Below are 23,281 nucleotides of genomic sequence, written 5' to 3' on the forward strand. Positions count from 1 at the left end.
GTTAGCGCTTGGCTATCGCATCCACCACCGCTGTGAGGGCCTCAGAGACCTTCCCAGCGTCGGTGCCGCCGCCTTGGGCGACATCGTCCTTGCCGCCGCCGCCACCACCGAGGATTCCCGCGGCAAGGCGCACCAAAGCTCCGGCCTTCACACCGGCTTCACGGGCAGCCTCATTCGTGGCGATCAAAATGACGGGCCGGTCGTTGCTGACACCGGCTACGGCCACAGTGGCGGCTTCGGATCCCAAACGGCTGCGGAGGTCCAGGGCAAGGTTCCGGAGATCGTCTGCGCCACCCACCTGGCCGGCGTCGTGGGCTACAACCCGCACACCCGCGGCGTCCTTGGCGGTACCCACCAGGTTGGCGGCCGCTGCAGCCAGCTGCTCCTTGCGAAGGCGGTCGAGTTCCTTCTCTGTTGCCTTTAACTTGTTCAAGGTGCTGGAGATGCGGTCCGCGAGCTGGCCGGAGGGAACCTTCAACAGTTCTGTGAGTTCCGTAACGAGTGCCCGCTCGGCCGCCAGGTGGCGGAAAGCGTCCAAGCCCACGAAGGCCTCCACACGACGGTTTCCGGAACCAACCGACTGCTCACCCAACAGGGAAAGGCTGCCAATAAGGGAAGTATTGGACACGTGCGTGCCACCACAAAGCTCGCGGGACCACGCGCCGTCGATCTCCACCACGCGTACTTCACTGCCGTAGTTCTCGCCGAACAGGGCCATGGCGCCCAGGGCCTTGGCCTCGGCCAAGCCCATGACCTTGGTGTCTACCCGGTAGTTGTTCCGGATGGCGATGTTGGAAACCTCTTCAATTTCCGAACGCGTGGCGGGGCTCAGGCCCTCACCCCAGGCGAAGTCGAAGCGGAGGTAGCCGGCTTTGTTGTAGGAACCACGCTGGGTAGCTTCCGGGCCCAGGATCTGGTGCAGCGCGGCATGCACAATGTGCGTCCCAGTGTGCGCCTGCTCGGCCGCGTGGCGCCGTTCACGGTCGACGGCGGCGCGCACCAGGGCGTCGGTGGCGATCTCACCTTCCCGGACGATTGCCTTATGGACGCTCAGACCCTTTACCGGGCGCTGGACGTCCAGGACCTCGACGACGAATCCGTCGCCGGTGATCAGGCCGGTATCGGCCGACTGTCCACCGGCTTCTGCATAGAACGGCGTCTCATTGAGGACCACTTCGATTTCGTCGCCCGTGGAAGCGTGGGCCACGCGCCGACCGCCGCTGACGATGCCGCGGACCTTGGACTCGCCCTCAAGCTCGTCGTAACCGGTAAAGGTAGTCTCGCCCTGGCCAAGCATCTCCTGGTAGGCGGTGAGATCGGCGTGGCCGCCCTTCTTGCCCTTGGCATCTGCCTGTGCGCGCTGACGCTGTTCAAGCATGAGCGAGCGGAAGCCGGCTTCGTCAACCTTAAGGCCGGCTTCTTCAGCCATTTCCAAGGTGAGGTCAATGGGGAAACCGTAAGTGTCATGCAGCGCAAAAGCATCGGCGCCGGACAAGGGAACCCCTGCAGCCTTCGATTCGGCCACTGCATCCTCCAGGCGGGCTGTACCCGAGGCAATGGTGCGCAGGAACGCCTTTTCCTCGGCGTAAGCGATACGGCTGATGCGCGCGAAGTCCGTCTCCACTACCGGGTAGACACCCTTCATGGCGTCACGGGAAGCAGGAAGAAGGTCCGGCAGGCAGGCCTTCTCGACACCGAGCAGGCGCATCGCACGGACGGCCCGGCGGATCAGCCGGCGCAGGACATAGCCACGGCCTTCGTTCGAAGGTGCTACTCCGTCAGCAATGAGCATCAGGGCCGAGCGGATGTGGTCGGCAACAACACGCATCCGGACGTCGTCAGTGTGGTGGGGGTCATCTGCTGACTCGGCAGAGGTGTATTCACGGCCGGACAGCTCTGCAGCCTTGTCAATGACAGGACGGACCTGGTCTGTCTCATACATGTTCTCGACGCCCTGGAGGATCATCGCGAGGCGTTCCATGCCCAGGCCGGTGTCAATGTTCTTGTTCGGCAGTTCGCCCACGATGTCGAAGTCCACCTTGGAACGCACGTTCTCGATCTGGTACTGCATGAACACGAGGTTCCAGATCTCGATGTAGCGCGTTTCGTCGGCGATGGGGCCGCCTTCAATACCGTACTCGGGACCGCGGTCGTAGTAGATCTCCGAGCAGGGGCCTGCGGGACCGGGCTGGCCCGTGTGCCAGTAATTATCCGACTTGCCCATGCGCTGGATGCGTTCTGCCGGAATGCCCGTGTTCTTGAGCCACAGTTCTTTGGCTTCGTCGTCTTCCTCGTAGACCGTAACCCAGAGGCGTTCGGCAGGAAGCCCATAGCCGCCGTCGTCAACGCTCTTGGTGAGCAGCTCGAAAGCGAACTTGATGGCATCTTCCTTGAAGTAGTCCCCGAAGGAGAAGTTGCCGCACATCTGGAAGAACGTGCCGTGCCGTGCCGTCTTGCCGACTTCCTCGATGTCGCCGGTGCGGATACACTTCTGGACGCTCGTGGCGCGTGTGTAAGGAGGCTCTTCGCGGGCCGTCAAGTAAGGAATGAACGGCACCATGCCTGCCACAGTAAAGAGAAGTGACGGGTCGCTGGAAACGAGCGACGCGGAGGGAACGGCGGTGTGGCCCTTGCTGACAAAAAAGTCCACCCAGCGTTTGGTGATCTCCTGCGACTTCATTAGCTGATTACTTACCCTTCTCAATTCACTGCACACGTTGTGCGCGGCACCGGCCGTTGCCGTTCCGCAGCTTTCCATTCTGCCTTGTTGTGGGCTCTGGGGCGAACCGTGTTCGCTAGCGCCGGGCGGGGCTGGTGTTGATATCCGCACTCTGAATGCCCAGCGCGGACCTCAAGTCCTCTTCGCGTTCATGCATGCCTGAGCGCACCGCATCCGCGAAATCGAACAAGCCGTCGGCAAGGCGCCCAACTGCACGGTTCAAGCCATCCGGGCCGATAGTGGCCTTGGCCTCGGTGACCTTGCGGAAGGCAATAACGCCAATCGCCACCCCAATGCCCATCCAAACGATTCTTTTCATGTGTTCCTGGTCTCCAATTGGTTCAGCGGCTGCGACGGCCGGAGGAAGGAGCGCGACGGCCTGCGAAGGCCGAACGGACACCATAGCTGAAGGCTGCAACCTTGATCAGCGGCGAACCAACAGTCGCAGCCACCAGCGAGGACAGGGCGGAAATGTTCGCCGATGCGTCGGACACGTTCGATGCGATGCCGTCGACTTTTTTCAGTTGCTGGTTGGTAGTGGAAACCGTTGCGGTTACTTCGTCCATGAGGGGCGTCGCCCCGTCGCTGATGGATCGGATGGTGGTGCGCACTTCGTCAAAGACGCCACCGAGCTTCAGGATAGGCACGGCCAACAGCAGGACCAGCAGTGCGAACACTCCTGCCGCAATCAGGCCGGCGATGTCGCCACCAGACATAGAATTCATCTCCTAGATTGTTGCGCTGCCCGGCACGGCCGGTATCCGGCTTCGACCAAGGCCTCCCCAGTACCCTATCGAAAAAACGTCAGTACCCTACCTACAAAGAAAGCCCGCGGCGTGTGCCACGGGCTTTCTTTGTAATCGCTGCTTGAATTTAGCGAGCGTAGAATTCGACGACGAGCTGCTCTTCGCAGATCACGGGGACCTCGGAGCGCTTCGGGCGGCGAACCAGGCGGGCCTGCAGGGCGTCCAGCTTGACGTCCAGGTATGCCGGCACGTTGTTCAGGGCGTGGGCACCAGCAGCTGCGACCTGGAACGGAGCCATGACCTCGGAGCGGCTGTGAACGTGGATGAGCTGGCCTTCGCCAACGCGGAAGGACGGGCGGTCCACGCGGATGCCGTCAACCATGATGTGGCGGTGCACAACGAGCTGGCGGGCCTGTGCGATGGTGCGGGCGAAGCCTGCACGCAGTACGAGGGCGTCCAAACGCATTTCGAGCAGCTCAACCAGGTTTTCACCGGTGAGGCCCTTGGTGCGGCGTGCTTCTTCGAAGGCACGGGTCATCTGGGCTTCACGGATGCCGTACTGGGCGCGGAGACGCTGCTTTTCGCGCAGACGTACGGCGTAGTCGGAGTCCTGCTTCTTGCGGGCACGGCCGTGCTCACCGGGGCCGTACGGGCGGCGCTCCATGTACTTGGCGGCCTTGGGGGTCAGAGCAATGCCGAGTGCACGCGAAAGGCGTGCGGTACGGCGAGCACGAGTGTTGTTAGCCACTTGTGTCCTTCCAATTACTGCGGTGTGTCAGTGTTACTGGCCTCCATCAGGGAGAGCATCGGCCAACCGCTGCCTTTTGCTACTGGCCCGCGGCACAGCTCCATTGAAGGAATCTTCAAAGGGATTGTGCGTCGGGTCATGCCAGACAAGGAACTATCCTACCACGCTACTGTCCCCGGACGATCTTCCGGAGCCGTTCCAGCCTGGCAGTTATATCGCGTTCGGCGCCGTTGTTGGTTGGCTCGTAGTAGTCCTTTCCCACGAGGTCATCCGGCGGGTACTGCTGGGTCGCCACCCCATGCGGTTCATCATGCGCGTACTTGTAGCTCTTGCCATGTCCCAATTGCTTGGCACCTGGATAGTGCGCGTCGCGCAGATGCATGGGGATGCCGCCGCCGAAACCGGCACGGACGTCGGCAACTGCCTTGTTCAAGCCCATGTACGCCGCATTGGACTTGGGAGCGGTGGCAAGGTGGACAACAGCTTCGGCCAGGACAATCCGGCCTTCCGGCATCCCTATCAACTGGACCGCCTGTGCCGCTGCCACAGCTGTTTGCAAAGCGGTGGGATCGGCCATGCCGATGTCTTCCGCCGCGGAGATGATGATGCGCCGCGCCACGAACCTCGGGTCCTCCCCCGCCTCCAGCATCCGCGCCAGATAGTGAAGGGAGGCATCAACGTCCGAGCCCCTGATGGACTTGATGAACGCACTGGCGACGTCGTAGTGCTGGTCGCCGGCCCTGTCATAACGAACAGCAGCGGCGTCCAGGGCACGCTCGGTGTGCTTGAGTTCCACCAGCACCGGAGCGTCGGGGGCGCCGTCGCCGGCAAGCCCCGGTTCGCCGTCGTCGGTGACGTTGGTCCCGTCCATGACGCTGGTCCCGTCGGTTCCGCCTTCCCCTTCGACGACGGTTGAAACGGCATTGCTGTCTCCGAACGCGACGCCGGCCGCAGCTTCCAGGGCAGTCAGGGCCCTTCGGGCGTCACCTCCGGAGAGCCGCACCAAGTGATCCAAAGCCTCGGGACTGAGTTCCACACGCCCGGCAAGGCCACGGGCATCAGCAACAGCCCGCTGCAACAGACCGGCAATGTCGTCATCCGTCAGTGGTTTCAACGTCAACAGGAGGGAGCGGGAAAGTAGAGGTGACACCACCGAGAACGACGGGTTCTCCGTGGTTGCAGCCACCAGGACCACCCACCGGTTTTCAACGCCAGGCAACAGTGCGTCCTGCTGTGCCTTGTTGAAACGGTGGATTTCGTCAAGGAAAAGGACGGTGGTCTTCTTATAGAGGTCCCGGGCGGTCAATGCCTCATCCATCACGCGGCGGACATCCTTCACGCCGGCGGTAATGGCAGACAACTCCACGAATTTCCGCCCCGGCCCGCGGGCAATGACGTGCGCCAAGGTGGTCTTTCCAGTCCCCGGAGGCCCCCACAGAATGACTGAACTGGGCCCTGCCGGGCCGGCAGCTTCTGCGCCCGCGGCGAGCTGGCGAAGCGGGGAACCGTGTCCCAACAGGTGCTGTTGACCCACCACGTCATCCAAGGTCCGGGGGCGCATCCGAACTGCCAGCGGGCTCCGCTGGGACGCCATCCACGCGGCGTCGGAGGCTCCCCCTGCGGCAGGCAGATCCTCCGACTCGTCGTCGTTGTTTGCACCGGCACCAAAGAGATCTTCCACATGGATAGGCTACTCATAGTTCCAACAAAGGAGACATCGACGTGGACCGCCGCGCATCCGCCCCGCAACAACGGCCGCCGAGGGCCTCCAGCCGCACGGCCCTCGTGCCGGCATCACGGCTGGTGGGTTGGGTGGATCGCTTTGCCGGAAGCCATGGCCCACTCACTGAAGAGACTGACGACGGCGGCCTCCTCCTCCGCGCCGCTGACGGGGCTTCTGCCCTCCTGAAGGCACCCTGGCCGGTCGATGGACGTCCAGGCCGTGGCGCCACTGACATCGAACGGCTTGCCGCTCTTGCAGGCCAGGAACGTGGTCTGGGTATCCTGCTGGTGCGTCGGGGCGGTTTCGCTGTGGCCGTGGCGAGCGGCAGCAAGGTCCTGGAATCCAAAAGCGGTAACCGCTATGTTCAGTCCAGAACGGCTGCAGGTGGCCAATCCCAACAACGTTATGCCCGGCGCCGCTCCAACCAGGCGGACGCATTGGTGGACTCCGCAGCGGAACAGGCCGCGCGCATTTTCGCCGGCCACCGTGTTGAGTACATTGTTCCCGGCGGGGACAGAGCCTTGGTGGACCTGGTCCTGGCGCAACCCTCCCTGCGGGCCCTGGCCAGCCGAAGCCAACTTGCCTTCCTGGACGTACAGGAACCCAAAACTGCTGCGCTTGCAAAAGCTGCTTCGGATGCCTGTTCCATCCGGATCCTGGTGACTGATCCAGCACCGTAACTACGGCTCAGCAGCCTCCCGGCGCCCGCCTCAAAGGAGCCTGCCGATACAGATAGCTTCCTTGTTCCACGAACCCGGCCCGCGAATACAACGCCTGGGCACCGCGGTTGGATGCAGTGACCAACAGCCAAAAACCTTGGAGATTGCGGGCCGCCCCCTGCTCCAGCAGCGCTGACAGGACCATCGTCGCGTATCCCCGCCTGCGGTGGGTGACCGAGGTCGCCATCGTGTAGAGGCCTCCCCAGCCGTCCACCAGGGCGAGGCGTCCGACGGCGGCCGGTATGCCGTCGTCGTCCCTCACCAGCGCGTACAGAGACTTGCATCCGGTAAGAATGGTGCGGGCAACCTCGAGTTCCACCTCGCCACCGCGACCATCCACGGACCACCACAAGCGAAGCCATTCATCGGTGGGCGTGTCCGAGACCTCTACGCCCTTGGGCCCGGCACTTAAGGTCTCCAAGGCGTCCATGCCCCGGACCATAATCAGGGTTTCGGACTGTCTGGTGAAGCGTTGCCCGTCCAGGACGGCGTTAAGGCCTGCACTACGGGAGTCATCGAATATCTGGAAAATGAGCGGGAGACGCCGCTGCCTGTACCAGGCTGATGCCGAACTGACTGACCGCGCTATGTCTTCCGTTCCGCCCAGGCCAGCAGTTCCGGCCGCGCCAGGCAGGCTCCTCGGCCACACGGAGTTCGCCCTCTGAGTGACCCCGGAGGACGCGCGGAGCACCCACTCCCCCGTGTCATTGCGCTCCACGGCCGGCCACGCCTTATCCATGAGGGTTTCCAAGAATGCTTGTTCCAACATCCCGGCGCCTTTCATCTGCAGGAACACCAAGGGCCCCCCACATGAGTGGGGAGCCCTTGGCTACCGTCTTATTCGGACTTGGTCTCCGGCTTGGCCGCAGGCTTGGTTTCCGGCTTGAAATCGACGCCGGCTTCCTTCCGCTGCTGTGCCGTAATCGGGGCAGGAGCGGCGGTCAGCGGGTCAAAGCCGTTGCCGGTCTTCGGGAAGGCGATGACGTCGCGGATGGACTCGACACCGGCGAGCAAAGCCACTACGCGGTCCCAACCCAGTGCGATGCCGCCGTGCGGTGGCGCGCCGTACTTGAAGCCCTCCAACAGGAAGCCGAACTTGGTCTGGGCGTCCTCCTTGTCCAGGCCCATGAGCTGGAAGACGCGTTCCTGGACTTCGCGCTCATGGATACGGATGGATCCACCACCGATTTCGTTGCCGTTGCACACGATGTCGTAGGCGTAGGACAGAGCCGACTCAGGATCCTTGTCAAAGGTGTCAAGGAACTCCGGCTTGGGAGAGGTGAAGGCATGGTGCACGGCTGTCCACTGCCCGGCACCCACAGCGACGTCACCGGAGGCAACGGCAGCGGCAGCGGGCTCGAACATCGGCGCGTCCACGATCCATACGAAGGCCCAGTCGTTGGGATCGATCAGGCCAGTGCGGTGGCCAATTTCAACTCGTGCAGCGCCAAGGAGGGCCCGTGATGCGGACTTCTCGCCGGCGGCGAAGAAGATGCAGTCACCCGGCTTGGCACCAACGGCGTCGGCCAGGCCGGCCCGCTCTTCGTCGGTGAGGTTCTTGGCCACGGGGCCGGCGAGTTCGCCGTCTTCCTTGTAAAGAACGTAGGCCAATCCCTTTGCGCCACGCTGCTTGGCCCATTCCTGCCAGGCATCCAGGGCACGGCGCGCCTGCGTAGCGCCCCCTGGCATCACGACGGCGCCAACATAAGGTGCCTTGAAGACGCCGAAGTTGGTGTTCTTGAAGAACTCCGTCAACTCGGTCAGCTCCAGGCCGAAGCGCAGGTCCGGCTTGTCGGAACCGTACTTTGCCATGGCGTCCAGGTACGTCATGCGCCGGATGGGCGTGGGGACCTCGACGTCGATCAGCTGCCACAGGGCCTTCACAATTGCTTCACCGAGCTCGATGACATCGTCCTGGTCAACGAAGCTGGCCTCGATGTCCAACTGGGTGAATTCGGGCTGGCGGTCCGCGCGGAAGTCTTCGTCACGGTAGCAGCGGGCGATCTGGTAGTACTTTTCGAATCCACCCACTTGGAGCAGCTGCTTGAAAAGCTGCGGCGACTGCGGCAGCGCGTACCAGGAACCCGGGGCAAGCCGCGCGGGGACGACGAAGTCGCGGGCACCTTCCGGCGTCGAGCGCGTCAACGTGGGTGTTTCAATCTCGATGTAGCCCCGCTGGTGCAGCAACTCGCGGGCAATGCGGTTTGCCTCTGAGCGGAGGCGGATGTTCCGTGCGGGGCCAGGGCGGCGAAGGTCAAGGTAGCGGTGCTTAAGGCGTGCTTCTTCGCCCACTTCGACGTGCTCGTCGATCTGGAACGGCAGGGGGTCCGAGGTATTCAGGATGATGACCTTGTCCGCAATGACCTCGATCTCGCCGGTAGCCAGCGCAGGGTTTTCATTGCCTTCAGGACGCTTGTTGACGGTACCCGTCACCTGCAGGACATATTCGTTCCGCAGGCCGTGGAAGACCTCTTCTTCACGGACAACCACCTGGGCGACACCGGAAGCGTCACGAAGGTCAACGAATGCAACGCCACCGTGATCACGGCGGCGGCCCACCCAGCCGGCCAGGGTAACGGTTTGTCCAATGTGCTCGGAGCGAAGTGATCCGAGGTCATGTGTGCGCAGCACAGCATTCCTTTCAGCATGAATTTTCAAGGGATCATTGCAAAGACGATCCCGTCCGAGTTTACCCGCCCCGGCCGCGGCTGAATCACCTGGCCTGGGTCAGGCGGTGATGACACGGACGTGCAGATCTTCCTCCGACGGCGACCAAGTGGCCGGGTCCGCGTCCACCTGCACGCCGGACCGGATGTCCTTGACCTGGTGCTTGCCGTCATCGTCAGTGAACCAAACAAACGGAATTCCGCGACGATCCGCGAACTTGATCTGCTTGCCGAACTTTTCAGCTTTCGCGGCAACTTCAGTAGCAATACCGCGGCCGCGAAGCTGTGCGGCGACGTCCTGTGCCGCGGACCAACTGTCGTCGTTGTTCAAAGCGACCAGGACAGCAGTGGGCACCGCACGGGTAGCCGTTGCAAGCTCCTGGCTCAGGATCCGCGAGACCAGGCGGGTGACGCCGATGGACAGGCCGACGCCCGGGAACTTCCGGTTTCCCTTGCTGGCCAGGGCATCGTACCGGCCGCCCGAGCAAATGGAGCCAAGTTGTTCGTGTCCTACCAGGACGGTTTCGACGACGGTTCCCGTGTAGTAGTCCAGTCCCCGGGCGATACTGAGGTCTGCGACCACCTTGCCGGGTGCGCGCTGGACGGCGGCCTCAATGACCTGCTGGAGCTCGCTCAAGCCTTCCTCGAGAAGGTCATCAGTCACCCCAAGGGCACGTACCTGCTCCACGAACGAGGTGTCCTCGGTGCGGATGGTGGCAAGCTTGAGCGCCAGTGCGGCCTGCTCATCCGAGGCGCCAAGCTCGCTCTTGAGCAGCTCAGCGACTTTGCCTTCGCCAATCTTTTCCAGTTTGTCGATGCTCCGCAGGACTCCGGCCGTATCAGTCAGGCCAATACCGCGGTAGAAGCCCTCAGCCAGCTTGCGGTTGTTGATCCTGAGGCGGAAGTCCGGAATCGGGAGGGCGCTCAGGGCCTCGGCGATGACCAGCGCAATTTCGACGTCGTAGCGGAACGGCAACTCGCCATCGCCCACCACATCAATGTCTGCCTGGGTGAATTCGCGGGCACGGCCTTCCTGCGGACGCTCACCACGCCAGACCTTCTGGATCTGGTAGCGGCGGAAGGGGAAGGCCAGATAACCCGCGTTCTCCACGACGTAGCGTGCGAAGGGAACAGTGAGGTCAAAGTGGAGGGCAAGCGCATTCGGATCAGCTTTGTCTGCCTTGTCCGTAGTGCTTGACCGGGAATCTTCTTCGTCGTCCTGCAGGCGGCTCAGGCCATAGACCTCTTTGTCGATCTCGCCTTTCCGCAGCAACTGGCCGACTGTTTCAACGGCACGCGTTTCAATGGAGGAGAAACCGTGCAGTTCGAACGTTTTCCGGAGTGTGTCCAGCACGTGGAGCTCCACCAACCGCTCCTGGGGAAGCCACTCGGGGAATCCGGACAGGGAGGCGGTACGTGCCATGGTGGATAAATCTCCTCGATGAAAGCTGACTCAGGAATGAGCACCGCAGCTTTAAAGGCCTTTTCGGCGATTATGGGGCGGGCGTCCAGCCGGTCATGCATAAACTATGTGCGGCAGCCAGTTTATGCTTTCCGCGCGTGCACATCTAATGCAGCATGCCCGGTCCCTGCAGGCGGCCGGCGAACGTGGACACAATCAGGAGGACTCTTGGCAACAAGGTCGCGGGATGACCGCGAAGCGAGACGCCGCATCCGGCAGATGGAAGCCAAGCGTGCCCTGCGGCAGGAACAGGGCAAGCGGCGCAAACGCGACAACACTGTTGCCATCGGCGCGGGCGCCGCGGCTGTGATCCTCGCGGTGGTACTGCAACTTACTGTTTTCAGTTCCAACCCCACTGAGGCAGAGTTCGCCGCCGCAGAGGCCGGACTGAACTCCCCGTCGGCCTCTCCTTCGGCCTCCAACAGCGCAGACATACCCAGCCCGGACACCGCAGCCGGTAAGACCTTCACCGGTGAGCTCGCACTGAACAGCGGCGTTGTGGGAGTGGAACTGAACGGAACTGCTGCACCCCAGGCGGCGGCCGTCATCAAGTCCCTCACCGATGCCGGCTACTACAACGGAGCCTTCTGCCACCGCCTGACAACGTCCGACACGTTCGGCCTCCTGCAATGCGGAGCCAAGTCCGAAGACGGCTCAGATGATCCCAATTACCGCTGGGGTCCCCTGGAGAACACACCAACGGACAACACATACCCGGCTGGAACAATCGCCGTCGCCCGTTCGGGAAACAACGCCTACGGCAACGGTCATCAGTTCTTCATTGTGTATAAGGACACGACAATTCCTGCGGACACGGCCGGTGGTTACACAGTGGTCGGCAAAGTCACCAGTGGTTTGGACGTGGTCACGAAAATCGCTGCGGCCGGCCTGAAACCGGGCGAAAACGCGACCGACGGCGCCCCTGTGGCACCTGTCACGATAGACTCGTTTTCTCTGAAGTAACCAGCCTTTGGCCCCGGTCCGGGGTGCAGTACCTTAGCAGTCCCTCCAAGCGAAAGACTTTTAGCGGTGACAGACAGTCAGAAATCCGACGAAACAGCAGTAGTGGCCAACCAAGACGCAGTCGAGGCAAACAGCCTGAACGGCACTGAAGCAGCACCTGCGACTGAACAAACTCCCGCAGTTGCGGCCGACGAAACACCGGCAGCAGCCGAGGCCCCTGCCGCTGAAGAAACGCCTGCGACAGAAGAAACGCCTGCACCAGCGGCTGAGGTGGCACCCGCAGCGGAGGAAGCACCAGCGGCTGAGGCGGCACCCGCAGCGGAGGAAGCCAAGCCTGCCGATTCGCGTCCCGCTCCTTCCCCTGCTGCCTTTGCGGCCCGCCCGAAGGCGCCTGCCGCCGTCGTTCCTGCTGCGCCTGCAGTGTCTGCCGCCTCGCTTGCAGAGGCAGCCAAGTGGGGACGCGCCGAAGGTGACGGCCACGTATTCCTCACTTTGGATGGCGAAGAGATTGCCGTTGGCCAGTATCCCGGTGTCAGCCCTGACGAAGCCCTGGGCTACTTCGCCCGGAAGTACGACGACGTCATTGCCCAGATAGTCCTGCTGGAACACCGCGTGGAATCCAAAGCCCCGGCAACGGACATGCAGAAGACGGTGACCCACCTCCGCGAGCAGCTCGCAGAGCGCAACATGGTGGGCGATATCCGTTCTGCCGAAGCACGCCTGGACACGCTGTCCGAACAGATCGCCGAGCTGGAAAAGTCCGAGAAAGCGGCCCATGAAGCCGTCCGCGCCAACGAGCTTGCTGCGCGCGAAGCCATCGTGGCAGAGGCGGAGTCCATCGCTGGCCAGGATCCTGCGCAAATCCAATGGAAGACGTCCAGTGCGCGAATGAACGAACTCTTCGAGACGTGGAAGGCTGCGCAGAAGAGCGGTGTCCGTCTTGGCCGGAGCAATGAAGACGCACTATGGAAGCGCTTCCGCTCGGCACGCACTGTATTCGATCGCCATCGCCGCGCGTACTTCTCGCAGCTGGACAGCAACAATTCTGCGGCCAAGGTGGCCAAGGAAGCGTTGATCGCAGAGGCCGAGGCGCTTTCCTCTTCCACTGACTGGGGTTACGCCGCCGGTGAATACCGCAGGCTCATGGATCAGTGGAAGGCCACCCCGCGCGCCAGCCGCAAGGATGACGACGCCCTCTGGGGCCGTTTCCGGGCCGCGCAGGATGTGTTCTTCAGCAACCGGCAGGCTGCGAACGACCAGATCGACCAGGAGTACACCGCCAACCTTGCAGTGAAGGAGCAGCTGGTAGCTGAGGCCCAGGCGCTGCTGCCGATCAACGATCTCAACGCAACCAAGAAGGCCCTGCAGTCCATTCGTGACCGCTGGGAAGATGCCGGCAAGGTCCCGAGGGCGGACATGGGCCGCATCGAGGCCGGCCTTCGCAAGGTGGAGGACGCGGTCCGCGAGGCTGAGGAGGAGAAGTGGCGCCGGAGCAATCCGGAGACCAAGGCCCGCACCAACAGCGCTTTGTCGCAGCTTGAGTCCGCGATCGCCGGGCTCAAGGAGGATCTGGAGAAAGCTGAAAAAGCCGGAGACCAGCGCCGCATCAAGGCTGCGCGGGAAGCTCTTGAAGCACGTCAGGCGTGGCTGGACCAGATCCAGCGCTCAGCGAGCGACCTCGCCTGACCCACCCTTGGGTTCATGTTGAGCCCCTGTTTATCTGCAGGCCCTGTACCGGTTATCCACATGACCGGTGCAGGGCCTGTACTGTTGCGGCCAGGACACGGAATGATCAATGAATGGTCCCACCCGTCACAGCCCCGCAACTGCAGGAACCCGTGCTCGCCGAGCTCTACGCACCCAGCCGCATCTTCACCTGGCCTGAATTGCAGGGCATGGCACTGGATGGCGTCCTGCTTCCCTTGTACGGCAGGAGCTATGCGTCGCCCGGCGTTGCAGTCACGCCCCGCCTCCGCGCCCGTGCAGCTGCCCTGACTGTCCCGGACAGGATGCGCACCAAGGTGGTGGCGGGCAGGCTTACCGCGGCCTGGATCTACGGGTGTGCGAGCCCTCCGGAGCGGTTATCACTCCTGGTGGATGCCAAGCATCGTATCTCCAGCGTGCGCAGCGCCCGGGGGTGCAACCTCCATGAGGTCCGGCTTGGCCAACTGGACGTTGTAAGCGTTGGTGGCATGCTGGTGAGCAGCCCCCTGCGAACAGCAGCGGACATTGCCCTGCACGTTGAGCCGGACCAGGCCGTGCCGGCACTGCGGCGACTCCTGGACGACCCCGATCTGGGCATCAGGCTCCGTTTGCTCACCCTTGCCGTGGAGGCAGCGCCGCGGGTTCCCCACAAGAAGCGTGCGCTCGCTACGCTCGCACGGCTCGTGTCCCCGAACTAGCTCCTGCGCCTGTTACCCGTGGTGCGGTACACATCGAAGACCCCGTCAATACGCCGCACCGCGCTGAGAACATGGTGCAAATACTTTGGGTCACCCATTTCGAAGGCAAATTTGGAGATCGCCACCCGGTCGCTTGAGGTGTGCACCGAAGCCGCAAGGATGTTCACATGGTTTTCAGACAGGACACGCGTGACATCGGACAGGAGTGACTTCCTGTCCAAGGCTTCCACCTGAATCTCCACCAGGAAGACGCTGGACTGTGTTGGTGCCCACTCGACCTCGACGATCCTGTCCGGCTGGTCACGCAACCCGGAGACGTTCGTGCAATCAGTCCTATGGACCGACACGCCGGAACCGCGGGTGACAAATCCAAGAATGGGGTCAGGGGGCACAGGGGTGCAGCATCGGGCCAGTTTGACCCACACGTCTCCCACGCCGCGAACAATGACACCGGAATCGGAAAACTTGGACTTGGCTACCTGCGTAGGAATGCTGACCTCGTCAAGGTCCTCATCCGGGGTCTCGTGTCCACCAAGGTGCTCTACGAGCTTCTCCATGACGGACTGGGCAGACGTGTGCCCGTCACCCACTCCTGCGTACAGACCGGAGATGTCAACGTAGTGGAAGTCCTCGGCGACGGCTGACAGCGCATCATGCGTCATGAGTCGCTGCAGTGGGAGGTTCTGCTTTCGCATTGCCCGCGTCAGCATGTCCTTGCCGCGGTCAATCGCTTCCTCACGGCGTTCCTTGGTGAACCACTGGCGGATCTTGTTCCGGGCCCGTGCCGACTTGACGAAGTGTTGCCAGTCCTGGCTTGGACCCGCCCCCTCGGCCTTGGAGGTGAAGATCTCCACCCAGTCGCCATGGTTCAGCTCGCTGTTGAGCGGCACAAGCTTGCCGTTAACGCGGGCTCCGATGGTCCGGTGCCCCACTTCCGTGTGAACCGCGTACGCGAAGTCCACCGGGGTCGATCCAGCAGGCAAGGCCATGACTTCGCCCTTGGGCGTGAAGACGAAGACTTCCCGTGCGTTGATCTCGTACCTGAGTGAATCAAGAAATTCGCCCGGGTCCGAAGTTTCCTGCTGCCAGTCCACCAAGGACCGCAGCCAGCCCATATCGCCGTCGCGTGGGCTGCCCGGGCCCACCGCAGTACGGTTGGGTTGATCCTTGTACTTCCAGTGGGCTGCGACGCCGTACTCCGCCCGGCGGTGCATCTCATGGGTGCGGATCTGGATTTCCACGGGCTTTCCACCCGGGCCGATGACCGTGGTGTGAAGAGACTGGTACATGTTGAACTTCGGCATGGCGATGTAGTCCTTGAACCGCCCTGGGAGAGGGTTCCATCGCGAGTGCAGGGTACCAAGTGCCGCGTAACAATCCCGCACCGAATCAACCAGGACGCGAACGCCCATGAGGTCGTTGATGTCGTCAAAGTCCTTATCGCGGACGATCATCTTCTGGTAGATCGAGTAGTAGTGCTTGGGCCGGCCGGTAATGGTCGCCTTGATCCGCGCAGTCCGAAGATCATCGGCAATCTGGTTGCGGATTACGCTCAGGCTCTTCTCGCGTTCGGGTGTGCGGTCCCCCACCATGCGGACGATTTCTTCGTACACCTTGGGGTAGAGCGCCGCGAAGGACAGATCCTCCAGCTCCCACTTGATGGTGTTCATACCCAGGCGGTGTGCAAGGGGAGCGAAGATCTCCAGCGTTTCGCGGGCTTTACGGGACGAGGATTCTGCCGAAACGAACCGCCACGTACGGGCATTATGGAGGCGATCGGCAAGTTTGATCATCAGGACACGGATGTCCTTGGCCATGGCCACGACCATCTTGCGGACCGTCTCCGACTGGGCCGCTTCGCCGAAGCTGACCTTGTCCAGTTTGGTCACGCCGTCTACAAGCATGGCAACTTCCGGGCCGAAGTCGCGGGTGAGGTCATTCAGTGTGTAGGGGGTGTCCTCCACGGTGTCGTGGAGCAACGCAGCGGCCAGGGTGGTCCCTGTCATCCCGAGCTCAGCAAGGATGGTGGCTACTGCCACCGGGTGGGTGATGTACGGATCACCACTCTTGCGCTTCTGCCCCTGGTGGCTGCGCTCTGCTACCGCGAATGCGCGCTGAATGAGGTCGAAGTCTTCTTTGGGGTTGTTGGCCCGCACCGTTCGCAGGAGCGGTTCCAGAATCGGCGAGTACGGCGCCATCCCCCGGCCGGTCAACCGCGCAAGCCTGGATCGCGTGCGTTCCCGCCGACCCGGAAAGGTTGGACGCACGCCGGGAGTATCGACTGGAACCGTACCAGCAGTCCGTCCAGCCACGCTTGTTGCCGGAACCGTCACACCGTGGTGACTGTCCTCCCCGCCCGTCGGTGGTGCCGACGTCGCACGTTCTTCCACAGAAGTACCCCTCACGACCTATTTAATTCTTCCAGTCTATTCCCGCAGGCGAATGCTTCCGCAACCGGACAGCACATGACGCGCGCCCCGGCAAGTCAACGAGAAAGGACCCCGCTGTAAAGCGGGGTCCTTTTCCAGCGCGTAATGCCTGATGGAACGAGCCTAAACAGTGGCCTCGGCCCTGCGGTGGGCCACCTTCTTGGCCTGCTTCACGAGGTCCGGCTCGCCTTGGCGCAGCCAGGCGTAGAGCGGTGCCGCAATGAAGATGGTCGCTGCCGTTCCGATGAGGATTCCGACGAACAGCGCCAGGGAAAGGTCCCGCAGCGTTCCTGCGCCCAGCAATCCGGCCCCGATGAAGAGGATCGCCGCAACCGGAAGGACGGCAACCATCATGGTATTGATGGAGCGGACCAGGGTTTGGTTGACCGCGAGGTTGACCTCTTCACCGAAGGTCCGGCGCGTGGAAGTGGAAATGTCTGCTGTGTTCTCGCGGATCTTGTCGAAGACCACCACGGTGTCATACAGCGAATAGCTCAGGACTGTCAGGAATCCGATGATGGCCGATGGCGTCACCTCGAAATCACTCAGGGCGTAGACGCCCGCTGTGGTGAACATCGTGACCAGCATGCCCACCAAGGCAGAGAGTGACATCTTCCAGGTCCGGAAATACAAAGCCATGAGGACAGCTGCGAGGCCAACGAACACGACCAGCCCGATGAGTGCCTGGCGTGTGACATCCTGGCCCCACGTGGGGCCAACGAAGTTTGATGTGACTTCGTTGTCCGTTACACCGTAAGCGGTGGTCAGGCCCTCTTTGATGCGGTTGGTTTCGTCATCGGTCAGCTGATCCGTCTGGATCCGCATGGTGTTGCCCGCCACGTTCGCAACACGGGGAACGGCACCGGATACGACGTCATGGACAGCCTTTTCGCCCAGGCCCGCATCGGTGGTCTTCACGTTGGAGACCGTGAACTCCGAACCGCCCCGGAACTCGATGCCGAGGTTAAAGCCACCCTTCAAAACCGGGATCAGGATGGAGAGGGCCACAGCGACCGCAGCAATGATGAACCAGATCTTCTTGGAATCAACAAAGTTGTAGGAGCGCTTGCCCGTGTAAAGCTCGTTGCCGAAGGTCGCGAAGCTCGTGGTCATTACTTCTCCTCCTTGGTGCCGTTGGAAGGACCGGTCAGTTGGCCCTTCTCGGCGAGGCGCCGTTCGGCGATGGTCATGCGGCGTTCTGCTTCAGCCGCGGCACCTGTATTGCGTGCACGGACAACGGCCGGCTTCTCGCCAGGTGTGCGGAGGCGTCCGGCTCCCCGATACAACGGGACAGCCCCCAGACGGTCAGGTGAGAGTCCGGAGAACCTGTGGCCTTCGCCAAAGAACTTCGTGCGGGCAAGGACCTGCAGCATCGGATGCGTGAACAGGAACACCACGATGAGGTCAGCGACAGCCGTGAGGCCAAGAGTGAACGCGAAGCCACGGACATTGCCGACAGCCACGAAATAAAGGACCAACGCTGCCAGCAGGTTCACTGCCTTGGAAGCCAGCACAGTCCGCTTGGCGCGCTTCCAGCCATTCTCGACGGCGGACACGAGCCCGCGGCCCTCACGAAGTTCATCGCGGATTCGTTCGAAGTACACGATGAACGAGTCCGCCGTCTGTCCGATGGCAACGATCAGGCCGGCAACACCTGCCAGGGAAAGGCGGTAGTTTTCAGTCCAACCCAAAATGGCGATGGCGAGGTAGGTCAAGCCACCGGCGACAACCAGGGAAGCGATTGTGACAAAGCCAAGCGCCCGGTACTGGAACAGCGAGTAAACAACCACCAGCAACAGGCCGATCAGGCCGGCCAGCAGGCCGAGCCGGAGCTGATCGCCACCGAGCGTGGCAGAGATCTGTTCCTGGGACTGGATCTCGAAGGAGATCGGCAAAGCGCCGTAGCGGAGTTGGTCGGACAGCGCCTTTGCAGAGGCCTGGGTGAAGTTACCCGTGATCTGCGGTTTTCCGTCAGTGATGACAGCAAGGGACCTCGGTGCTGAGATGACCTTGTCATCAAGGACAATGGCGAATTGTGCCTTGGGGTCGTTGCCGCCCTGGGCAAGGGACGCGGTGTAGAACTGGTTTAGCCGCTCCGTAACTTCCTTGAACTTGGCAGTTGCCTCGGCGTTGAACGTGATGTTCACACCCCAGGAATTTGTCACCGAGCCCTGTGCGCCCTGGACCTGCGAGAAGGACGAGGAGCTGATGTCCTGGCCTTTGACCTCCACCGGACCAAGGATGTACTTGATGGCGGGAGTCTTGTCCGTTGCCGGTTCACAAGTCACCAGCGGCTTCGCCGGATCGGAACGGTCCCGCTTCTCGGCGGAAGGGTTGACGCAGTCAAGCGCCTCGAATTCCTTGTAGACCTCCGGAGTCACCCAGTTGGTGTCGCTCGCGTTGGTGGGTTCTGCGGTGGGCTTGGGCAGCTTGTCATCCGGCGTACGGGATTCGACAGGGATGGCCGCAGGATCAGCCGCAGCGATCACCGGGCGGAAGTTCATGTCCGCCGACGCCTGGATAAGGTCACGGGTTTCCTTGGATGGAGTCCCCGGGAGGCTCACCACCACGTTCCGCCCCGACTGGGTGCTGATCTCGGCTTCGGCAACACCGGAGCCGTCTACACGCTGCCGGATGATGGCAACTGCCTGGTTGAGTTGTTCCTCGGTGATCTCGCTGGAACCCTCTACCCGCGGTGCCAGGATCATCTGGGTGCCGCCCTCAAGGTCCAAGGCAAGCTTGGGAGCCCAGCTTGCATGGCCGGAAATGACTCCGCCAGCCAGGACAGCGGTGAGTACAACGAATATTGCTCCAAGCCAAGTCAGCACCCTGCGGGCTGAGTTTTTGGGGCCGGTCCGTGCCATTATCGATCTTCCTTTTATCGCCGGACAGCCGCCGGCGGGCGCTGGTAAGCGTCTGCCGGCGGCTTTCGGCTGCCGTAGAAGTGTCCTTGCGCGGTGTTGCCGCGACTGACGGTGCTAGTTGTCCTTCTTGTCCTCTTTGTTGAGGCGCGCGATGGTTTCGTCCGGCGTCTCAGTCGCAGCCGGGGTCTCATCAGCAACGGTCAACGAAGAAGCGTCGTCCGGAACGACGGGGGCTTCCTCTTCAGCCTTTTCAATCACCTTGGTGACGGCCTGGCGGTGAACCGTAGCTTCGTTTCCGGGAGACAGCTCGATAACAACCTTGTTCTCAGCTTCGTCGATGGACACGATGCGTCCGAAAAGACCGAAGCTGGTCATGACATCGACGCCCGGAGCGAACTTGGACTGCATCGCAGCCTGCTGCTGCTGGGTCTTCTTGTTGCGGCGGAACATCATGAAGACAAAGAGTCCAAGCATGACGAACAGCAATATGGTCATTGGATCCACAGGGAAGTTCCATTCTTTACTTACGTTTTGGTCCACGGCAACGTCCCCCGCAGATCCTGCGGCCCGGGAGTAAACCCCGCACAGCAACGCGCTTCACCGCGAAGCGGGCGCATGGATCAAGGACTCGAACGTGCCGAGCGTCATACCAGTCTAGTGGGAAAAGCTGAATACAGCGTGTTAACCGATGGTATCTACGCTTTCGGCGTGGTTTTCATCCTCGTCAAACAAGGCAAGTGTCTCCTGGCCGAATACGCCCGCCGGTACGGCATAACCAAGGTGTGTCCATGCGGATGCCATGGCGATACGGCCACGCGGTGTGCGCCCGAGCAGTCCTTCGCGCACCAAGTACGGTTCGGCAACGGTTTCGACAGTCTCCGGCTCCTCACCCACGGCGATCGCCAGCGTTGAAAGACCCACCGGTCCTCCATTGAATTTGGTAATCAACGCCTCAAGGACGGCGCGGTCAAGGCGATCCAGTCCCCGTTCATCCACCTCGTACATATCCAGGGCCGCCGACGCCGAACGCGCGTCGATCTGTTCGATTCCGTGCACAAGGGCCCAGTCGCGGACACGGCGAAGCAAGCGGTTTGCAATACGTGGCGTGCCGCGGGAGCGTCCGGCAATCTCCGTGAATCCGGCGGAGTTGACCTTCAGGTCAAGCAATCCCGCCGAGCGGCGCAGCACGAGTTCGAGTTCTGCCACAGAGTAGAACTCCAGGTGGCCGGTAAATCCGAACCGGTCCCGCAAAGGGCCCGGCAGAAGCCCGGCGCGCGTGGTTGCACCAACGAGCGTGAAGGGTGGAAGTTCAAGCGGAATGGCGGTGGCGCCGGCCCCCTTGCCGACCACGATGTCCACACGGAAGTCTTCCATGGCCATGTAGAGCATCTCTTCAGCCGGGCGGGACATGCGGTGGATTTCGTCAAGGAACAGCACCTCCCCTTCGGACAGCGAGGAAAGAATTGCTGCAAGATCTCCGGCATGCTGGATGGCTGGTCCGCTGCTGATACGCAGTGGGGCGTTCATCTCCGCGGCAATGATCATGGCAAGGGTGGTCTTGCCCAGACCTGGAGGACCGGAGAGCAGTACGTGGTCAGCGCTGCGGCCCCGCATCCGCGAAGCTTCAAGCACCAGCGAAAGCTGCTTGCGAACACGGTGCTGGCCAACAAAATCATGCAAGTTTTTGGGCCGGAGGGCGGCTTCAATGACGCGCTCCTCCGGCTCCTCTCCCCCGGCAACGAGCGATTGCTCAGCCACGGGTACCTACACGGTTTCCGGCGCGCGCGCCGTCCTGCCCCAGCCAGCGCAATGTGGCCCGCAGGATTTGCGCCACGTTACCGTCATCGGCAAGCTCGGGGGAATCGGCCATTGCTTTGTCGATGCTTCCCGCGGCGTCCTTCTCGGACCACCCCAGACTGGTCATGGCAGCCACTACCTGGGGCTTCCATTCCACGGTATTGATCACTGCGGGTGCTGTGCCCGTGCCTGTGCCGTGCGGGACCAGCTTTCCGGCCAGTTCAAGGACTATCCGGCCTGCGACTTTGGGCCCAATGCCCGGGACTTTGGTGAACGCTTTGCCATCGCCGGTGTGCGCAGCTACGCGGATCGCTTCCGGCTCGTGCACCGCAAGTACGGCCAGAGCCAGCCGTGGCCCGACGCCACTCACACTCAGCAGGACATCGAAGACCTCGCGCTCATCATCATCGGCGAAGCCGAACAACGTGAGCGAATCCTCACGGACGATCATGGAAGTGAAGAGCTTCGCCTCGGCGCCTACTTTTAGGTGGTTCAAGGTCTGCGGCGTTGCGAAGACGCTCATTCCCGCACCGTTGAGGTCGATCACGGCGGTCGACAAGCCAACGTGGGCAACTGTTCCACGGAGAAAACTGATCAAGACCCGGCTCCTGAGGTTAGCGGACTATCCGAACATATCTACGAATACCCTAGCAAGGGCTACCGACAATCAGCGTGCGCGGCGCGCTTTCGCTTCTGCTTCAGCCCACGCACGTTGCGCGGGGGTGAGCGAATCCTTGCCGGAACCCTGGGGCGCACCCATTCCGCTACCTGCCCGCCAGGCATGCGTCAGGGCAAGGGCAAGCGCGTCCGCGGCGTCAGCGGGCTTGGGCGGGGCATCGAGCCGGAGGATTTTAGTGACCAATTTAGTGACCGCGTCCTTGTTCGCAGTTCCACTTCCGGTCACGGCCGCTTTGACTTCGGAGGGCGTGTGCAAGGCGACGGGAATCCCGCGGCGCGCGGCCGCGGCGATGACAACGCCCGAGGCCTGGGCCACGCCCATCACAGTGCTGACGTTCATCTGCGAAAAAACGCGCTCGACGGCGACTACGTCCGGCTCATGCAGGTCCAGCCACTCGTCGATGGCCTGCGCGATGACCAAAAGCCGCTTGTCCAGCGTCAACTCAGCCGACGTCCCCACCACACCAACAGCCACCATGGTGGCCCGGCGGTTCCGCTCGATATCCACTACGCCGATGCCGCAACGGGTGAGGCCCGGATCGACTCCCAATACGCGAAGAGTCAAGTCCGGGCCTTCCTGGTTGTTGTCAAAAGAGGAGTACTGCCTGCCTAGTCGGCGTCGAGGGCAGCCTGCACTTCCTCACTGAAGTCCGCGTTGCTGTAGACGTTCTGGACGTCATCCAGGTCTTCGAGGGCATCCACGAGTTTCATGAATTTCCGGGCGCCATCAATATCGAGGTCCACCTGCATGGAGGGCACGAATTCGGCTTCATCGGATTCGTACTCGATGCCGGCTTCCTTCAAGGCGTCACGGATGGCCTGCAGATCAGAAGGCTCGGAATGCACTTCCCAGTTCTCGCCGCTGTCCTTGACTTCCTCTGCGCCGGCGTCCAGGACGGCCATCAGGATGTCGTCCTCGCTCAGGCCATTCTTTGGCAGCACGACGACGCCCTTGCGGGTGAACAAGTAGCTGACCGAGCCGGGATCTGCAATGGTGCCACCGTTGCGGGAAATCGCGAGTCGAACCTCCGAAGCCGCACGGTTCTTGTTGTCGGTCAAGCACTCGATCAATAGAGCCGAGCCCTGGGGGCCGCGGGCTTCGTACATGATTTCCGTGTAGTCGACCACTTCGCCTGTGAGGCCGGCACCACGTTTGATGGCGCGGTCGATGTTGTCGTTCGGAACCGAGGTCTTCTTCGCCTTGGTAACCGCAAGTTCCAGGCCTGGGTTGCCGGCGAGGTCCGGGCCGCCCATGCGCGCAGCAACTTCGATGTTCTTGATCAGCTTTGCGAACGACTTTGCACGCCTGCTATCAATGATGGCTTTCTTGTGCTTGGTAGTCGCCCATTTGGAGTGGCCTGACAT

Annotated in this window: 20 protein-coding genes; 4 read left to right on the forward strand and 16 right to left on the reverse strand. The window is 62.1% G+C overall.

Features of this window, described 5'->3' with window-relative positions:
• Window position 1 precedes the first annotated feature (1 nt).
• The 5 genes from alaS to J2Y41_RS15375 form a co-directional block, all read right to left on the reverse strand.
• Window positions 2-2,680: an alanine--tRNA ligase gene (alaS, locus tag J2Y41_RS15355; protein WP_224090566.1), complete on the reverse strand. Its 2,679-nt coding sequence runs from the start codon at window positions 2,678-2,680 to the stop codon at window positions 2-4.
• A gap of 115 nt (window positions 2,681-2,795) precedes the next feature.
• A complete protein-coding gene (locus tag J2Y41_RS15360; RefSeq protein ID WP_309929754.1) occupies window positions 2,796-3,038 on the reverse strand; it encodes a DUF6167 family protein in 243 nt (80 codons plus the stop codon).
• Window positions 3,039-3,060: 22 nt separating this feature from the next.
• Window positions 3,061-3,435, reverse strand: coding sequence for a DUF948 domain-containing protein (locus J2Y41_RS15365; protein WP_216925653.1), 375 nt, complete (start codon window positions 3,433-3,435; stop codon window positions 3,061-3,063).
• A 157-nt stretch (window positions 3,436-3,592) separates the two neighbouring features.
• A complete protein-coding gene (gene rpsD / locus J2Y41_RS15370) occupies window positions 3,593-4,213 on the reverse strand; it encodes a 30S ribosomal protein S4 (RefSeq protein ID WP_216925553.1) in 621 nt (206 codons plus the stop codon).
• A 166-nt stretch (window positions 4,214-4,379) separates the two neighbouring features.
• Window positions 4,380-5,894, reverse strand: coding sequence for a replication-associated recombination protein A (locus J2Y41_RS15375; RefSeq protein ID WP_309929756.1), 1,515 nt, complete (start codon window positions 5,892-5,894; stop codon window positions 4,380-4,382).
• 41 nt (window positions 5,895-5,935) lie between these two features.
• Here J2Y41_RS15375 and J2Y41_RS15380 point away from each other — a divergent pair, with 41 nt between their 5' ends.
• Window positions 5,936-6,616, forward strand: a complete 681-nt coding sequence (locus J2Y41_RS15380) for an acVLRF1 family peptidyl-tRNA hydrolase (protein WP_309929758.1) — start codon at window positions 5,936-5,938, stop codon at window positions 6,614-6,616.
• 7 nt (window positions 6,617-6,623) lie between these two features.
• Here J2Y41_RS15380 and J2Y41_RS15385 read toward each other — a convergent pair whose 3' ends face one another.
• The 3 genes from J2Y41_RS15385 to hisS form a co-directional block, all read right to left on the reverse strand.
• Window positions 6,624-7,424: a GNAT family N-acetyltransferase gene (locus tag J2Y41_RS15385; RefSeq protein ID WP_309929760.1), complete on the reverse strand. Its 801-nt coding sequence runs from the start codon at window positions 7,422-7,424 to the stop codon at window positions 6,624-6,626.
• A gap of 68 nt (window positions 7,425-7,492) precedes the next feature.
• Window positions 7,493-9,286, reverse strand: a complete 1,794-nt coding sequence (gene aspS / locus J2Y41_RS15390; protein WP_309929762.1) for an aspartate--tRNA ligase — start codon at window positions 9,284-9,286, stop codon at window positions 7,493-7,495.
• Between the two features lie 96 nt (window positions 9,287-9,382).
• On the reverse strand, window positions 9,383-10,744 hold the full coding sequence (gene hisS / locus J2Y41_RS15395) for a histidine--tRNA ligase (protein WP_309929764.1): 1,362 nt from the start codon (window positions 10,742-10,744) through the stop codon (window positions 9,383-9,385).
• A 207-nt stretch (window positions 10,745-10,951) separates the two neighbouring features.
• Here hisS and J2Y41_RS15400 point away from each other — a divergent pair, with 207 nt between their 5' ends.
• The 3 genes from J2Y41_RS15400 to J2Y41_RS15410 all read left to right on the forward strand — a co-directional run bounded on the left by J2Y41_RS15400 (window position 10,952) and on the right by J2Y41_RS15410 (window position 14,148).
• Window positions 10,952-11,746, forward strand: coding sequence for a peptidylprolyl isomerase (locus J2Y41_RS15400; RefSeq protein ID WP_309929766.1), 795 nt, complete (start codon window positions 10,952-10,954; stop codon window positions 11,744-11,746).
• 66 nt (window positions 11,747-11,812) lie between these two features.
• A complete protein-coding gene (locus tag J2Y41_RS15405; RefSeq protein WP_309929769.1) occupies window positions 11,813-13,432 on the forward strand; it encodes a DUF349 domain-containing protein in 1,620 nt (539 codons plus the stop codon).
• A gap of 113 nt (window positions 13,433-13,545) precedes the next feature.
• Window positions 13,546-14,148 carry a hypothetical protein gene (locus J2Y41_RS15410; protein ID WP_224090587.1) on the forward strand — a complete coding sequence of 201 codons (603 nt, stop codon included), beginning with the start codon at window positions 13,546-13,548 and terminating at the stop codon, window positions 14,146-14,148.
• Here J2Y41_RS15410 and J2Y41_RS15415 read toward each other — a convergent pair.
• From J2Y41_RS15415 to J2Y41_RS15450, 8 genes are all read right to left on the reverse strand, one after another.
• Window positions 14,145-16,538, reverse strand: a complete 2,394-nt coding sequence (locus tag J2Y41_RS15415; RefSeq protein ID WP_216925652.1) for a bifunctional (p)ppGpp synthetase/guanosine-3',5'-bis(diphosphate) 3'-pyrophosphohydrolase — start codon at window positions 16,536-16,538, stop codon at window positions 14,145-14,147. The genes J2Y41_RS15410 and J2Y41_RS15415 overlap by 4 nt on opposite strands.
• 162 nt (window positions 16,539-16,700) lie before the next feature.
• Window positions 16,701-17,690 (reverse strand): protein translocase subunit SecF, encoded by a 990-nt coding sequence (gene secF, locus J2Y41_RS15420; protein WP_224090588.1) that lies wholly within the window; start codon window positions 17,688-17,690, stop codon window positions 16,701-16,703.
• Window positions 17,690-19,441: a protein translocase subunit SecD gene (secD, locus tag J2Y41_RS15425; protein WP_309929771.1), complete on the reverse strand. Its 1,752-nt coding sequence runs from the start codon at window positions 19,439-19,441 to the stop codon at window positions 17,690-17,692. Before secD ends, secF begins: the two co-directional genes overlap by 1 nt.
• Window positions 19,442-19,555: 114 nt before the next feature.
• Window positions 19,556-19,936 (reverse strand): preprotein translocase subunit YajC, encoded by a 381-nt coding sequence (gene yajC / locus J2Y41_RS15430; protein ID WP_216925542.1) that lies wholly within the window; start codon window positions 19,934-19,936, stop codon window positions 19,556-19,558.
• Window positions 19,937-20,122: 186 nt separating this feature from the next.
• On the reverse strand, window positions 20,123-21,199 hold the full coding sequence (ruvB, locus tag J2Y41_RS15435; RefSeq protein WP_223946210.1) for a Holliday junction branch migration DNA helicase RuvB: 1,077 nt from the start codon (window positions 21,197-21,199) through the stop codon (window positions 20,123-20,125).
• The gene (gene ruvA / locus J2Y41_RS15440) at window positions 21,192-21,836 is read right to left on the reverse strand and encodes a Holliday junction branch migration protein RuvA (RefSeq protein WP_309929774.1); all 645 of its coding nucleotides are present in this window, start codon (window positions 21,834-21,836) and stop codon (window positions 21,192-21,194) included. Before ruvA ends, ruvB begins: the two co-directional genes overlap by 8 nt.
• Before the next feature lie 69 nt (window positions 21,837-21,905).
• The gene (ruvC, locus tag J2Y41_RS15445; RefSeq protein ID WP_224164487.1) at window positions 21,906-22,481 is read right to left on the reverse strand and encodes a crossover junction endodeoxyribonuclease RuvC; all 576 of its coding nucleotides are present in this window, start codon (window positions 22,479-22,481) and stop codon (window positions 21,906-21,908) included.
• Between the two features lie 44 nt (window positions 22,482-22,525).
• Complete coding sequence (locus tag J2Y41_RS15450) at window positions 22,526-23,281, reverse strand: YebC/PmpR family DNA-binding transcriptional regulator (protein WP_224090590.1); 756 nt, start codon at window positions 23,279-23,281, stop codon at window positions 22,526-22,528.

Source organism: Arthrobacter sp. 1088 (genome assembly GCF_031455315.1).
GTDB lineage: Bacteria > Actinomycetota > Actinomycetes > Actinomycetales > Micrococcaceae > Arthrobacter.